The sequence below is a fragment of the uncultured Thiohalocapsa sp. genome (genome assembly GCF_913062725.1).
GTDB lineage: Bacteria > Pseudomonadota > Gammaproteobacteria > Chromatiales > Chromatiaceae > Thiohalocapsa.
In genome coordinates, this window is sequence record NZ_CAJXWY010000018.1 from 54,868 (window position 1) to 70,234 (window position 15,367).

10 protein-coding genes are annotated in these 15,367 nt (G+C 63.7%); 3 read left to right on the forward strand and 7 right to left on the reverse strand.

What is annotated here, in order from left to right; genetic code table 11:
* The 3 genes from rpsA to aroA all read right to left on the reverse strand — a co-directional run bounded on the left by rpsA (window position 1) and on the right by aroA (window position 4,197).
* A complete protein-coding gene (gene rpsA, locus QZ588_RS07005; RefSeq protein ID WP_295541219.1) occupies window positions 1–1,767 on the reverse strand; it encodes a 30S ribosomal protein S1 in 1,767 nt (588 codons plus the stop codon).
* A gap of 400 nt (window positions 1,768–2,167) precedes the next feature.
* Window positions 2,168–2,899 (reverse strand): (d)CMP kinase, encoded by a 732-nt coding sequence (cmk, locus tag QZ588_RS07010; protein ID WP_295541220.1) that lies wholly within the window; start codon window positions 2,897–2,899, stop codon window positions 2,168–2,170.
* A complete protein-coding gene (aroA, locus tag QZ588_RS07015; RefSeq protein WP_295541233.1) occupies window positions 2,896–4,197 on the reverse strand; it encodes a 3-phosphoshikimate 1-carboxyvinyltransferase in 1,302 nt (433 codons plus the stop codon). Before aroA ends, cmk begins: the two co-directional genes overlap by 4 nt.
* 395 nt (window positions 4,198–4,592) lie before the next feature.
* On the opposite strand from aroA, the gene QZ588_RS07020 reads away from it, so the two are divergent.
* From QZ588_RS07020 to QZ588_RS07030, 3 genes are all read left to right on the forward strand, one after another.
* Window positions 4,593–6,011 (forward strand): dihydrolipoyl dehydrogenase, encoded by a 1,419-nt coding sequence (locus tag QZ588_RS07020; RefSeq protein WP_295541221.1) that lies wholly within the window; start codon window positions 4,593–4,595, stop codon window positions 6,009–6,011.
* Between the two features lie 199 nt (window positions 6,012–6,210).
* On the forward strand, window positions 6,211–7,386 hold the full coding sequence (locus tag QZ588_RS07025; protein WP_295541222.1) for a helix-turn-helix domain-containing protein: 1,176 nt from the start codon (window positions 6,211–6,213) through the stop codon (window positions 7,384–7,386).
* A 267-nt stretch (window positions 7,387–7,653) separates the two neighbouring features.
* The gene (locus tag QZ588_RS07030) at window positions 7,654–9,378 is read left to right on the forward strand and encodes a TRIC cation channel family protein (RefSeq protein ID WP_295541223.1); all 1,725 of its coding nucleotides are present in this window, start codon (window positions 7,654–7,656) and stop codon (window positions 9,376–9,378) included.
* A 157-nt stretch (window positions 9,379–9,535) separates the two neighbouring features.
* On the opposite strand, the gene QZ588_RS07035 is transcribed toward QZ588_RS07030, so the two are convergent.
* From QZ588_RS07035 to QZ588_RS07050, 4 genes are all read right to left on the reverse strand, one after another.
* Window positions 9,536–9,976 (reverse strand): hypothetical protein, encoded by a 441-nt coding sequence (locus tag QZ588_RS07035; RefSeq protein ID WP_295541224.1) that lies wholly within the window; start codon window positions 9,974–9,976, stop codon window positions 9,536–9,538.
* 53 nt (window positions 9,977–10,029) lie between these two features.
* Complete coding sequence (locus QZ588_RS07040) at window positions 10,030–10,788, reverse strand: PEGA domain-containing protein (RefSeq protein WP_295541225.1); 759 nt, start codon at window positions 10,786–10,788, stop codon at window positions 10,030–10,032.
* A gap of 3,669 nt (window positions 10,789–14,457) precedes the next feature.
* On the reverse strand, window positions 14,458–14,784 hold the full coding sequence (locus QZ588_RS07045) for a DUF6399 domain-containing protein (RefSeq protein ID WP_295541227.1): 327 nt from the start codon (window positions 14,782–14,784) through the stop codon (window positions 14,458–14,460).
* Between the two features lie 81 nt (window positions 14,785–14,865).
* On the reverse strand, window positions 14,866–15,171 hold the full coding sequence (locus tag QZ588_RS07050) for a transposase (protein WP_366929538.1): 306 nt from the start codon (window positions 15,169–15,171) through the stop codon (window positions 14,866–14,868).
* Window positions 15,172–15,367 lie beyond the last annotated feature (196 nt).

Genomic DNA, 15,367 nt, shown 5'->3' on the forward strand with positions numbered 1-15,367 from the left:
TCAGTCCTCTTTCGCGGCTTCTTCCATCTGCTGCTTGAGGATATCGCCGAGGGTCGCGGTACCGGCCTGCGCCTCGCGGGCATAGCCCTTGATGGCGGCCTGCTCATCGGCCATGTCCTTCGCCTTCACGGACAGCGAAATGGTGCGGTTCTTGCGGTCCACACCCATGAACTTGGCCTCGATCTCTTCGCCGGGCTTGAGCACCTGCCGGGCATCTTCGACGCGGTCGCGGGAGATCTCGGAGGCACGCAGATACCCTTCCACGCCTTCGCCCAGGTCCACACTGGCGCCTTTGGCGTCGACTTCGGTGATGGTGCCCTTGACGATGCTGCCTTTCTCATTGAGCGCGACGAAGCTCGAGAAGGGATCTTTGTCCAGCTGCTTGACGCCCAGGGAGATGCGCTCGCGCTCCGGGTCCACGGACAGCACCACGGTCTCCACCTCGTCGCCCTTCTTGAAGCGACGCAGGGCGTCTTCGCCGGACTCGTCCCAGGAAATGTCGGAGAGGTGCACGAGGCCGTCGATGCCCCCTTCCAGGCCGATGAAGATGCCAAAGTCCGTGATGGACTTGATCTGGCCGCTGACCCGGTCACCCTTCTTGTAGGTGGCCGAGAACTCGTCCCAGGGGTTGGACTGGCATTGCTTGATACCCAGCGAGATACGCCGGCGCTCCTCGTCGATGTCCAGGATCATCACCTCCACCTCGTCGCCGAGGGCGACCACCTTGGAGGGATGGACGTTCTTGTTGGTCCAGTCCATTTCGGAGACGTGCACCAGGCCTTCGACGCCCTCTTCGATCTCGACGAAGCAGCCGTAATCGGCGATGTTGGTGACCTTGCCGAAGACGCGCGTGCTCTCCGGGTAACGGCGCGAGATATTGACCCAGGGATCCTCGCCCATCTGCTTGAGGCCTAGGGAGACGCGCTGGCGCTCACGGTCGAACTTGAGCACCTTGACCATGACTTCCTGGCCGATTTCGACCACTTCCGACGGATGCTTGACGCGACGCCAGGCCATGTCGGTGATGTGCAGCAGGCCGTCGATACCGCCCAGATCCAGGAAGGCGCCGTAGTCGGTAAGGTTCTTGACCACACCCTTGAGCTCCAGGCCCTCTTCGAGCCGCTCCAACAGGGCCTCGCGCTCGGCGCTGTACTCTTCCTCGACGACGGCCCGGCGGGAGACGACGACGTTGTTGCGGCGGCGGTCCAGCTTGATGACCTTGAACTCGAGATCCTTGCCTTCGAGATAGGTGGTGTCGCGCACCGGGCGCACGTCCACCAGTGACCCGGGCAGGAAGGCCCGCACGTTGCCAAGCTCCACGGTGAAGCCGCCCTTGACCTTGCCGTTGATCAGGCCCGTGACCGTATCGCTCTGCTCGAACGCATGCTCCAGCTTGTCCCAGGCGGCGAAACGCTTTGCCTTCTCGCGCGAGAGCCGGGTGGTGCCAAAACCATCCTCGACGGCGTCCAGTGCCACCTGCACGTCATCGCCGATGGCCACCTCCAGCTCGCCATCGGGCGAGATGAACTGGTTGCGAGGGATGATGCCCTCGGTCTTCAGCCCGGCGTTGACGATGACAACGTCCGGTGTGATGTCCACCACCTCTCCGGTGATGACGGTGCCCGGCTGCAGCTGGGTATTGGTAAGGCTCTCTTCGAAGAGTTCGGCGAAGCTTTCGGTCATGAGGTTGGGTTTTTCCTGGCCGGGCGGGCGTCTGCGTGCGCTGCGGGAGCAACGCCGTGACGACTCGGCCGGCGCTATGCACACCGGTACGACACGTCACCGAGCACGTTGCCCGGCCTCTTCCTGTGTAAAGGCATGGGTGAATGACACGCCGGCGATAAGCCGCCGGCAACTCGTTGCGGTGCGAGGCACCGCCGGTGTCGGCCGAGGCCGACGGGTCGCATACGATTCAAGCCCTATCATCCAGCGGGGCCCAATCGATTCGCGCAGTCGCGCGTGTCGCACTCCTGGGAGCCGGGCGATGCCGCACCCAAGGGAACGCTCAGCGCGCTGTCGGGCAGTCACCGGCGCCGAGTGCCCGGGGTCTGCTGACGCGCGCGCCGCCGCGCGGCGCTGGCGGGGACGCGCCAGGCTCGTGCCATCTGGCGCCGTGCGGCGGGCCAGACGACTATGCACCGGGTCCGACCAACACCGCGCCCGAGGACTAGTTGGACGGGCGCTCGGGCTGCGCCGTCGACAATGTGCCCGGGAGCGCGTTTGGCAGCATCCGCCGCACGGTTGTGCTCACGCGCTCGAGCACCGCGTCGATGCCGAGCTCGGAGGTGTCGATGACCACGGCGCCGGGGGCCGGCGTGAGCGGACTCGCAGCGCGCTCTCGATCACGTCGGTCGCGCTCGGCCAGTTCCCGCGCGAGAATCTCCAAGTTAGCATCCATGCCTTTGTCTTTCAACTGCTTATAGCGACGCTGCGCACGCACATCCGGGCTGGCATCAAGGTAGAGCTTGAGCAGGGCTTCCGGGAAGACGACGGTGCCCATATCGCGCCCGTCGGCGATGAGCCCGGGCGGGCGGACGGCGTCGCGCTGTAACCGCCACAGCGCCCGTCGCACGGCGGGCTGCGCCGCAACACGGGAGGCGTGCTCGCCGGCGGCGGCGGTGCGTATGTCGGTACTGACATCCAGCCCGTCGAGCAGCACGCGCTCGCCGTCGAATCGGATGCTGAGCCCCGCCGCCAAGGCGCCGAGGGCCGTGTCGTCGTCGAGAGCGACGCCGCGCCGCACGGCCGCCAGGCCGACACAACGATAGAGCGCGCCCGTGTCCAGCACATGCCAGCCGAGCATGGCCGCGAGCCGTCCGGCGATGGTGCCCTTGCCCGTGCCCGACGGGCCGTCGAGGGTGATCACCGGCGCCGGCAGGGCTTCAGCCGGGCCACTCATTCTGTGGCCTCCGCGATGCGCAGCCCGGCGCCGGCGGCGAGCGCCGCGAAGCCGGGAAACGATGTGTCCACGTTCGCGCAATCGCGCACCAGCAGCGGCGCGTCGGCACGCAGTGCGGCCATCGCAAAGGCCATGGCGATGCGGTGATCGCCGTGGCTGTCGACGCTGCCGCCGCTCAGGGGCGCCCTGCCGCGGCCCTGGATCCGAATGCCGTCCGGCAGTACCTCGGCGTCGACGCCGAGCTGCGCCAGCCCTGCGGCCATGACCGCGATGCGGTCACTCTCTTTCACGCGCAGCTCTTCGGCGCCCCTGAGCAGGGTCTCGCCGTCGGCGCAGGCGGCGGCGACGAACAGCGCCGGGAACTCGTCGATGGCCAGCGGCACCTGCGCCGCCGGAATCTCGATGCCGCGCAGCGGCGCGCTGCGCACGCGCAGATCCGCCACCGGCTCGGCGCCGCATTGGCGGCGATGGGTCACGCTGATGTCGGCGCCCATGGCCTCGAGAATGTTGAGCACACCGATGCGTGTGGGGTTGATGCCCACCGCCGGCAGGCTGATGTCGGCAGCGTCGGCGATGCTGGCCCCGACGAGAAAGAACGCCGCCGAGGAGATGTCCGCCGGCACCTCGACCGGCGCCGCCCTGAGGCGGGCACCGCCGCTGATGCAAACGCGATGCCCCGCCCGCCGCACCGGGTAGTCGAAGGTGGCCAGCATGCGCTCGGTGTGGTCGCGGGTCACCGCGGGCTCGCTGACACAGGTCTCGCCGTCGGCGTAGAGCCCGGCGAGTAACAGGCAGGACTTCACCTGGGCGCTGGCGACGGGCATGGCGTAGTCGATACCGTGCAGCCGGAGCACTGCCCGAATGGACAGCGGGGCCGTGCCGGCGGCGCTGGTCTCGATGTCGGCGCCCATGCGCGCCAAAGGCTCGGTGACCCGGCGCATGGGCCGCCGCGACAGGGAGGCATCCCCCACCAGCGTGCTCGCGAACGGCTGACCCGCGAGCAGCCCGCAGAGCAGACGCATGGCCGTGCCGGCATTGCCCACATCCAGCGGCGCCGATGGCGCCTGGAGCCCGTCGCGCCCGACACCCCGGATACACACGCGCCCGGCCCGGGGCCCTTCGATCTCGACCCCCATGCGGCGGAACGCCGCCAGGGTGGCGAGGCTATCGGCGCCTTCCAGGAAGCCGGTGACAATGGTCTCGCCGTCCGCCAGCGCGCCCAGCATGATGGCCCGATGCGAGATGGACTTGTCCCCCGGCACGCGCATCTCGCCGGCCAGGGTACCGCCGGGCGCCACGCGATAATGGCGCGCACACCCTGCGCCGGCGACCGCGCCGCCGGGCGGGCCGTCGCTGGCCGTTGCGATGTGCGCAGGATCGGGGGTCAACGCTTGTGGGCTCCGGATGTGATGTGATGCGCCAGAGGCGGTTGGCCGTTGACGCTGCAGTGGGCGCGATGCCCGGCGCCGCGGGCTTCGGCGGCATCCGTGATGGCGCCGACACCGCTGACGAAGCCACGGCCCGAGCGCAGTACCGTCAGTGGGTTGCGGCCAATGCGGCAAAACCATGCAAAATAGCGCAGCTTCAGCCCTCTGTAAATCCTCCGCGAGCGGTGCAGCGCCGCCGCCCGGCACCCGCGGCCGGCGGCGGCGGCACTCGCAAACCCTCAAACAGCAAGCAGGAGACCCTCAAGGTGCAAGAACGAACCGTCGACGTCGCCATCATCGGCTCCGGCACCGCCGGCCTCAGCGCCCTGGCCCAGGTGCGCAAGGCCGGCAAGTCCTTCGTCCTCATCAACGGCGGCGAGCCCGGCACCACCTGCGCGCGGGTGGGCTGTATGCCGTCCAAGGCCATGATCCAGGTGGCGGAGGACTACCACCGCCGAACCCATCTTGGGAAATACGGCATCGACGGCCACGAGGCCATGACGCTGGACATCGCAGAGGCGATGGAGCACGTACAGGATCTGCGCGACACCTTCGTGGACCGGGTGCTCACCAACAGCACCGACGACATGCCGCCGGAACTGTTTCTCCAGGATTACGCCCGTTTCCTGGAGCCCACCCGCCTCGCCGTGGGCGCGGGTGACACGGAGCAGCGCATCCGCGCCGGCGCCGTGATCATCGCCACCGGCTCAACCCCTTTGGTGCCGGCGGACTGGCGGGCCTTCGGCGACAAGATCCTCACCACCGACACCCTGTTCGAGCTGGACGACCTGCCCGCCTCGCTGGCCGTCGTCGGCCTGGGCACCATCGGCCTGGAGCTCGGCCAGAGTCTGCACCGACTGGGGGTCGCGGTCACGGGCTTCGACCAGCAAGCGCACATCGGCGGCCTGCGGGACCCGGTCGTGAACGACGCCGCGGTGACACTGATGCGCAAGGAATTTCCGCTGCATCTCGGGGTCGCCGCCGAGATCGAGGCGGACGGCGCGGGGCTGCGGGTACGCGCCGGCGAGCATGTGGTTGGTGTCGAGCGGGTACTCTGCAGCATCGGCCGGGTGCCAAACATCGGCCATCTGGCACTGGAGAACCTCGGCGTCCCCCTGGACGCGCGCGGCCTGCCGCCCTTCGATGCCAACACCATGCAGGTGGCGGATCTGCCGGTGTTCATCGCCGGCGATGTCACGGGCCAACGCCAGATCCTTCACGAAGCCGGCGACGAGGGCAAGATCGCCGGCTGGAATGCCGCCCGTGGGGAGCGCCGCGCTTACCGGCGCAAGACGCCGCTGCACATCAACTTCTGCGACCCGAACATCTGCGCCGTCGGCGAGCGCCTGGACGCGCTCGACCCGAACACCACGGTGGTCGGCGAGATCAAGTTCGCCCCCGTCGGCCGTGCGCTCATCATGGGCAAGAACCGCGGCGTGCTGCGCGTCTACGCCGACAAGGCCGACGGGCGCCTGCGCGGCATGGAGATGATCGGCCCCAAGGGCGAGCACCTGGCGCACCTGGTGTGCTGGTGCATTCAGCAGGGCCTCAGTGTGGGCGAGCTGCTGCGCATGCCCTTCTACCATCCCGTCATCGAAGAGGCGCTGCAAGCGGCACTGTACGACGCCTACGCGAAGGTGGACAGCAAGCACGAGGGGCTGACGGAGCTGGCGGGGCTGTCGTAATCCCTATCGTCAACACTGCCCGCATGCACCGCATGCCAGCCGCCCCGGCGGGCCTGGAAGCCGCCGATTCCACCCGTCGCGGTCAGTCGGGTCGATGCGACCGCCGGCAGATCCACTGACAGCGATGCGGTGATTCCAATATCTGCGGCTGGAGCTGATCCACAGTCGTTGGGGGTCGGTATCCATGGAATAAATCCGGTTGATCTTCCTCTGGCTTATCATCAGTATTTCAAAAACAAAAAATCAGGGAATCCATCCCACCAAACACAAGCATCCGAAGCCCCGTGCTGGTTCGGGAAACGGCGAACGGGCGCGTCGGGCGAAGGCTGCGCACATGTCAGCGGATAGCGTCAACGTATCGCACCTGGATCTGGGGCTGCTTCCCCCCGAGGAGCGCTATCCGATCTGGAAAGAGAGCATCTCGGTGATGTTCGATGCGAACTGGACGCCCGCCCATCACGGCCAGCACTTCGACGCCTCGGTCGAGACCGCCCACCTCGGTCAACTGCTCGTTGCGCTGACCGCCAGTTGCGCACAGGGCTTCAATCGCCCGCCGTGGCTGATCAAGCGCGACGCACTCGACCACTGCCTCGTGCAGGTCTATCGCCGCGGCCGAACCTGCGGGGATTGGGGGGCGCTACGCTCCTCGGCCTCGGAGACGGGGGACATCTTGTTCCTCGATATGGCGCAGCCGATCATCTCCCGCGCCGATGACTTCGAGAACCTGACCCTGGTCATGCCGCGCGCCCTTCTCACCTCGAAGCTCGGGGCGCCCGAGCGTTTCCACGGCCTTCGCCTGCCACGCGACTCGGCGCTCGGCGCACTGCTGAGCCAGCACCTGCACACACTCTGGCGGGTCACCGCCACTGCCACGGCGGAAGAAGCGCAGGCCATGGCCGCCGGCGTCACGGAGCTCGTCGGTGCCTACTTCAAAGACCCCCAAACGGTCAGCCATGAAGAGCATCCGGGCGTGTCGCTGGCGCTGCGCGAGAGCATCCGCAGCTACATCGACCGGATGTTACACACGCCTGAGCTGACGCCAGACCATTTGGCGCAGCACTTTTGCATCTCCCGGTCCTACCTGTTTGTGCTGTTCAGGCCCCTCGGCGGTGTCGCCGCATACATCCGGCGGCGGCGTTTGGCGCGCGCCCATGCGTTATTGAGCCACGCCACGCCTGGCACGAAGATCATCGATGTGTGCGTCGCCGTGGGCTTCAGCAGCACCGCCCATTTCAGCCGTGCCTTCCGCGACCATTTCGGTGTCGCCCCCAGGGAGTTCCTCGGACAAGCACAATCCCGGGGTGGCGCTCAGAGCTCCAGCGCGCGAGATCACGTCGACAGACGCTACGAGCGATGGGTGCGCGAACTGGCCTGAGGATTGCGCTCGCTTCGCCATCACTGGGCTGACACTGGTTCCGCCGTGCATGTGCCGACGCCACCGGGCATCACCGCGGCAATTCGCATCGCAGGCCCACGTCGGCGCGCGCGGCGCCGAATATCGCACCGGCCCGCGCGGCCAGCTCGCACTTCACCTGGCGCCCTTTAACGCTCAGACTACGAGCCCACGCGGGTGCGCAGGCAACATACGCGTCCACGCGGGCGAGCACGCCCATCGTTCCACAAGGCCCATCAGAGGTAGCCGGTGCAGGCGCGTCCGTTACTGCTGCTCACGCTCATGCTGTTGTGGCCATGGCCGGCGGCGTCGGACCCGCCGGGCGGCGGCGCGACGCCGCTGCGCGTCCAGCTCATGTGGCATCATCAGGCCGAGTTCGCTGGCCTCTACGTCGCCGAGGTGCGGCGGCACTTCGCCCGCGCGGGGCTCGATGTCGAGCTGATCGAAGGGGCACTCGGCACCGACTCCCTGGCGGCACTGCGGGCCGGCAAGGCCGATATCGCGGTCGCCTGGCTCGACGCGGCCATGGACAGCCAGAGCGCCGCGGCGCCGGTGAGCAACATCGCGCAGATTTTCGACGGCTCGTCGCTGCTGCTGCTGTGCCGGGTCAGCGCCGGCATCTACACCCCCGCCGATCTCGCGGGGGCGTCCATTGGGGTCTGGAACCTGGGTGACGAACAGGCGGTGCGCAGCATGCTGCGCGGGCTGGATATCCCGCTCGACAGCGTCGACCTGGTGCCGCAGCGTGCCGACGGCATCGACCTCGTCGACGCCACCCTGCCCTGCGTGACGGCACTCACCTACAACGAGTACTGGCGCATCCTCGCGCAGGGGGTGGAGGCCAGGGACCTGCTCATCATCCGGCCGGATGAGCTGGGTGTGGAGCATGTGGAGAACGGCCTTTATGTGCTGACCGAGCGACTGGATGACCCCGCCTTCCACGCGGCGCTGGTGCGGTTTCTGCGGGCGCTGCGTGAGGGCTGGCGCGAAGCGCAGTCGGCGCCGACCCTCGCCGTGGCCGCCATCAGGCACTTCGCGCCGGATGCCGACCCCGAGCACCAGCGGTTGATGCTCGAGTCGGTGAGCGAGCTGATCCCCCCGCCCGAGCGCTTCGGCCTGCTCGACCTCGAGCGCTACGACCGCGTGAGCCGTATGCGGCTGCTGGACGGAGAAACCGAGCCGCAGCCGCCGGTCTGGACCCACAGCGTCTGGAACACCCTGCGACAGGCAGACGGGCACGACGGGTTGCTGACCCCGGCGACGGCCCACTATGCCGACTGGCTTGTGAAGCAGCCGGCATTCCGCGCCTTCGTGCTCTTGGGCGTGCTCACCTTCGCCCTGTCCGGGCTGCTCGAAGCCGTCAACCGCGGCTACGATTTCTGGGGCCGACTGATTCTCGCGGCCCTCTCCGGTCTCGGCGGCGGCACGTTGCGGGATTTCCTGATCGGCGCCGAGCGCCTGCCCCTGTTCTATGTGGTGGAGCCTGTCTTTCCCCTGTCCATCCTGGCGCTGGTGGTGATCACCTCGGTGATCGTGGCGCGTTTCCGCAACATCCACGAGACACGCAGCTTCAAGCGTGTCAAAACCTGGTCGGATGTCATCGGCTTCTCCGTGCTGGCGGTGGTGGGCGCGCAAGTGGCCATCGCCGCAGACATGCCCTGGTTCTGGGTGCCCGTGTGCGCCGCACTAACCTGCGCCGGCGGCGGCATGCTGCGCGATATCGTCATCAATCGGGAGCCGCGCACCTTTCAGGGGGAAATCTACGAGGAAGCCGCGATGGTCGGCGCCCTTGTACTGGTGGCCGGCCTGGTCGTTGCCAAACACTTCGAGCACACCGCCCTGCCCGTCTATCTGAGCGGTGCGGCGGCCATCGGCGCGGTGTTGCTGATCCGGGTGCTTGTGCAGAGTCTTGGCCTGCGTTACCCCACCGCCTTTTTGGGGCCCGCTCAGGGGACAACCCACCGGCCCAGCTGACGCGCAACTGCCGTAGAAGAGCGCGGGCCAACTGTCCACGCAGCAGACCCATCAAGACGCTCCAGCGCCTGTCTCTGCCAGCCGACCGGTTGCCATTGAATCACCAGTAACAACCACCCGGCCACTTGCGTACTCACCGGGGCCTACTCACCCATCCTCACTTGGCCGGGAAGACCATGAGCAGGGTATCATCGCCGGCGCGCAGAATGGTCAAATCCAGCGCTTGGTCGCTGTCGTCGTCCTGCCCCGATAATTGGGTACGCTGTGTGCTTTGAGCGATTAGCGTGAAATCGGCCCGTATTAGCTCACCCACCAGCAAGTCCATGGCATCGCCTCGAATCACAAGAGCCTTCCCCACGAGCTGCGCTTGTTTGTCGAACAAGAGCGTCGCACTATGCAGACTCGCGTTGTCGGTCGGCAGATAGACCTCTGCGGTCAGCTCCGGCTCAAGCGCTTCCACCGCGTGGGGAGCCCCTAGCAATGCGCGCGTCTGCTCGCGCCCCATCCTCAGGCTCACACCGTCCAGACGCTCCATGCTCAATCCCGCCAAGGCGCCCTTGGCATCCGCGGCCCAGGCCTCGCCGAAGATGGTCACCATACCTGCACACAACATGAGCAACAGCACCTGGCCCGATAGGGATGTACGATCGTTCATTGACTGCCCTGCCTCAAAAATAAACCGTTGACCAGGTTCACCACCCCGACCGGATCGACACTGACGCCAACCGACGTACTGCTGCTTTTCTTCTCGAAGCTGCCATCGGGCTTGATGCGGGCGCTGCTGCGTGATGAAACCGTCCAATCTTTCTTGACGGGCTTGGCTTGGGATGCGCCAGCCAGCGCCGCTGCGCCCAGCACCGCGGTCGGTGAGGCATCCATCACACTCTGCCGCGCGGGCTCGCCTGTGCTGACCTGCGTGGCACCATTGGCCGCTGGCCCGGGCTGCGCCTGAGCATCGTCACGCTCGAGCCGCACCGAGACCGTGCTCGGCGTGAGCCTGTAGGCCGCGCCCGTACGCTCCTGCGAAGCGATACTATCCATGCCACGCTGTATGCCCATGGTCGCGTCCTTGAAGAAGGCCGCGGAGTTGATGCCCGATTGCACCGCCGAGAGCAGAACCTTGTCCGACTGATAGTCCTGGCGGATCGGTATATCCTGCGGCCGATAGCCCGCCTTGACCACGGTCAGCATGTGGTTGCGGTTGCGCTCCAGCGAGACACGTGTCGGCGTGGTGCCCACAGCCGCACCACCGGCGTAGACGGTGGCACCAAGCGGATCACTCGAAACAGGAATCTCCTGCTTGAGCACCGGCGCCGGTGAGCAGCCGATCAGCAACAATACAGCAGGAAAGACTAGCGCGGCCCGCCGTGCGCCATAACGAGCGCGCTGACTTGTTTGGTAATTGGCCATCTCTATTTTACCTGTACGTCATCGAATATGTTTGCTGCTTCGCAACCCTTCCAGGTCCGACGGATCCCGCGGTGATCATACCAAATGCCGACGGCGCTACCGTCATTGGGCCAATACCTGCAGCCGGTGCGCCACCCCCGGAATCATGGCGCTGACAGGGCCCACCCCGACATGCAGCCGAGTCGTCTTACGGCTTCCTCGCCTCGCACCGCTCTTTTTTACACCCTTCGAGCTTTTCGTTGCACTGTTGGGTTACATACCTCCTCGCGTCATCCTCGCTCATACACAATCCACAAAAGTACTCAAACGGATTCCAAGTAAAGCACCGGCCTACCGGCACCACATTCGTGTAGCGACGAGCGTCATTTTCGCAACCCCAGTACTGATCGGGGCAATCCCCAAGGGCCTGAGCGCTTGTCGAAATGGCCAGTGTCGCCATCAACATACACCGGGCCCAACGATTCTTTATGGCCATTCGCCTACTCCTCTTCCGCATCGTCGATGCTTATAACAGACCGGACCGGAAGTACGACACGCCGATGCTTCCACGTCATTAACCCGAGACCGCCGATGTGACTCCATATTGCCCCCGCTACCTCCCTGCCTGGCCAAGCTTGGTCACAGGCTGAAGATGACGCATGTCTGTATCAACCTGAACCTCAGCCCGGCATGAGGCACGCTCAAGCGGCTTGCCCAAGCACAACCTGCGCCGTTATAGCGGAACATTCTCCACTGGACTTTTGGCCGTACAATTCCCGTCACAGTCGTCGCGATGGCGCTGATTACACTTGACAACCGCCTGGTCGCTCAGCGATCGGTCACGGCATGAACCGCACCTTGGTGGAAACCACTCCCAGCACGTTCCGACCTTGACGTCTGGCTCGATGCGGATATCCCCTTTAAAACACATATACCTCGCATCCGCACAATCTGCAACGGCAGCGCCGAAAAACGACAGCCCCACAAGTAGCGCTAAGCAAAGACCAATCAACCGCGAACCTTTCATCAATGTCACCCTCCTGACGAAGCGTAAAAACGCACTCAATTGAGGCGATTGTCACCAACGCCGCGCCGGCCAAGGTTTTCAGTGCTCAAACCTGAAGCATCACACTTGATCCACCGGCGATTACACCGACCCGAGTCGCTGGGACAGCCAACCGGCGTATGGCCACGTCACTGCTTGCGAACAACGCATTGCGTAATCGCATGCTCGACGCAGCGCCCCCCGACTCTTTGAGGTACTCTATCTTTCTTGTCTGAGATCCTTCACATCCCGACCTGCTGCGGCACTTTTCGCTTGCGCTCGCCTCGAACGACTGTTTACCACAGGGTCCACAACGATAGCTGAGAAAATCAAGCTCGAAACAGCTGCCCACAGAAACAATGCCAAGACTTTTAACTTGTTGAATCGGTGATTCGCGCCGTCCCTCTGTCACGATCGTGGTATTTTGTTCGCAGATGAAATCTACATCTGGGCAATCTGCAGACGCCACGCTGGGCATCCCACCGATGCCCATGATTGCCATAATCGGAGTCGTTTTCAATAGCCTCATGAGTACCCCTCACAAATGTTCTCTTTACCAGAGCTCCATCAAAAGCTCTGAGATGTCGTTTTCCAACGAGCCAGTCTAGGCACACGCTGCTCAAACCTCGGCTCGCCATAAGCAGTCGTGGGAGAGCCCGCGGGATCGCCTACGATCACGCCCAGCCACCCCAATGACACAACGCCCAGCACCGCCGCCATGCAGAGTAAACGTTCTTTACACAGGTCCTCTTCCCGAAGGCTATATGACGAACCGTAACATCGCCGACGCCGTTGCGGGTCAACACATCCTACAGCTAGATCCTAGCCCAACGCTTCGTGTCTTTCCTCTCTCAAACGGCCCCACCGGAAAGGCTTGGGCGTAGCAGTACAGTTTCCACGACAGTCATCCTCATGACGCTGATTACACTTCTCAGCTGCCTGTTCTCTTAAAGACCGGCCATTACACGAACTGCATTTTGGAGGCAACCATTGCCAGCACTGACGCACTCGCACATCGGGCTCAATGCGAATATCACCCGTGAAGCACCAGTACGTCGCATCGCTACAATCCGCGAGGGCCGGCTCGGCGAGCCAAGGGCTCGCCAAAAACATTAGACAGAGATAAGAAAAATGTCGTGCTGCTCTCATCGTCGAGCCTCGCATGTCGCGTGAGTGCTTCTTTCGGCCGACTAATACAACACCGCCGGCGACAGAAGCGGAACATCGACCCTAGCTGCGGTCGAGCGCTCCGTCCGAGGGGACACCCAACCGTATTACCTTTTCGGAGGCGTTCTGTAGTAACAATCTACGAAAAGGTACCTATGCGTGCGCGCTTCCGCGGCATCGAGTGTACGGAGAAGTTTGCACACCTATCGAAGACCTGGATTGGAGATTGGGTACGGATAAACGCCGGCTTGAGTCTTACACTCGCCTTCACACTCCTTGTACTTTCGATTGCACCGCGTCACGGCCTCCGCCCTCAAGCCCTCGTCGCCACACGAACCACAATGCGGTGGCATCCATACCCAACAACTGCCTACTTTCACCGTGCCCACTAACTCACTTCCCTTGTAACAGGACTCAGACGAGTCCGGGCAATCAGCGGACGCTGGCCCGAGCGGGAGCATCCATAAAACTCCTGCTACCACCAGAACGCGGTAATTCCACAACATGGGTGAACTCCGACAACATATGTGACATGTCCTCCGGAGCTTCTAGCGTTACCGTCGTACCGGGTAGTTGCCATGTGCATGAGCATTGAAAACCCGATATCGACGGCGCACGAGACGCTTAGTGGTAGGACGGCGACAGCTGCAAACCTAATGGCTGAAAGCGGACCCGGCTGAATGAATGCGGCGCCTGGATTCCCCAGGGGAGCCGCGCAGCCGTTCCTATTGAGACCTTGGTGTACGAAGAGTACACTAGTCATAGATGATAGGACATCGTCCACCCCCTATTTTTTCGCTCTTTGGTTGAGCGTCCATTAGAATTCCAGCGATGAAATGGACTCCCTCATTATCACAGTTTTGGGTTGCCCCTCATTCCGGAGTCCTCGTTGAACGCTGCGTTTATACGATAAGCGGTGTCAGCTCACTACCGTATGCGGATGAAGATGTTTTCGCGGATATCGTGAAGTTTGTCAGCGGCACTTCGTGTGCAACAGGAACTACAATTTTGGCTTTTATTTGCCTCGTTCCGCGCAGCGTAAACCGCATCATCTATTGAATCAAAGTGGCAAAAGTCAAGACATCCTTTAAACAGCTTGAAGCACCTTCCTAATTTTACTGTGACCCCCACTTCCAACTTTGAGCTTGGTTCACATGTAAACGTTATCTTTGCATCCGGACACTCAAATGGCCCACCTGATGCTGAGCCGGCCGCAACCAGACCTAGGATTAAGATTAAAGGCAAAAGCCGAGTCATACGCATGGTCGTTATCTCTGGATAATATTAGCCGTCGACAAAAGCTTTACCGCCCCTGCCGAGGGTGACTCCCCCGAGAGCCACGGGCGACAATGTTACGCTCGCCAGTATGCCCTGACTTGACTCAGCGTCTTTCTCAGTTGCCTGAGCGTCTACAAGTGCATCCATTTCTGTTGTTACCGCCCTCCTGCTGGCCTTGATCATCGCCTGATCCACCGTTGCTATGCCGCCACAGACGCGAGGGCCGGCGGCTTCGCCGGTGGCCGCAGTCGACGCTCCGGTCGGGCTGGCCAGGGAATGCGCTCGAGCACCTGCCCGAACAAGGAGGGATGTGGCTGCCCGCAGAACCGCTCAGCGGTCGTGGTGCCATCTGAACGCGTGGTCGAGAAATTGTGCAGGGCCGTCAACACTTGCTGCTTGCGCAGACTGAACCGCTGATGGCCATGCTGCTGCTTGAGCGGTTCACAGGGCTCGAACTGGCCGATGCCATCGGTGACAAAGCACCCATAGCGCTCGACCGCCGCCTGCTCGCCAGCAGCGAAGGCCAAAAGCAGCCAGTCGCGGGTCAGCCAGTCCCGGCGCAGCCAATCCGCACAGGCCGTCTCGCCCGTCGGTGCGCAGCAGCTGCTCTAAGGCCAGTCGTCGGTACGGACGACCATGCCTGCTCGCATTGGTTTCACCGCGATGTAGCGCGCAAGCTCCTTGAGATACGCTTCCTTCTGAACGATGATCGTCTTGTAGCGACCGTGAAAAACATGTCCGCACCGCCCATGAACCTGGTTGAAGCGCTGGGTATAGACGCCGTTGGGTTGCCGGATACCCTTGGTGAGATTCGCGTCCGGCGTCTCCATGCGCAAGTGATAGTGGTTGGTCATGAGGCAGTAGGCGTGCCCTAGGCCGTTCAATTTCAGCTCGCAAAGCCGCGAAGCGCTCATGCAGTTTTGATGTTCGGTTTCAGGGCTCTCCGACAGCGTGACGGCACCGATGTCTTCAAAGCCCTCGTCCTGACCTTCCAGAGTAGCCCACCCATGCCAGCGCTCGCGGTAGCTGAATACTTATTGCGCCAGGCAAAGCCTGGAAGAGGGGGAAACATGCTGACATGACGTAAGCACGTGGAAACCTTTTCTCGCG

Excerpts from the sequence above, each read along its gene's own strand:
- cmk (WP_295541220.1), bottom strand. The coding sequence starts at position 2,899 with ATGAGTGGCCCGGCTGAAGCCCTGCCGGCGCCGGTGATCACCCTCGAC.
- QZ588_RS07050 (WP_366929538.1), bottom strand. The coding sequence starts at position 15,171 with ATGAGCGCTTCGCGGCTTTGCGAGCTGAAATTGAACGGCCTAGGGCAC.
- QZ588_RS07035 (WP_295541224.1), bottom strand. The coding sequence starts at position 9,976 with ATGGTGACCATCTTCGGCGAGGCCTGGGCCGCGGATGCCAAGGGCGCC.
- QZ588_RS07040 (WP_295541225.1), bottom strand. The coding sequence starts at position 10,788 with ATGGCCAATTACCAAACAAGTCAGCGCGCTCGTTATGGCGCACGGCGG.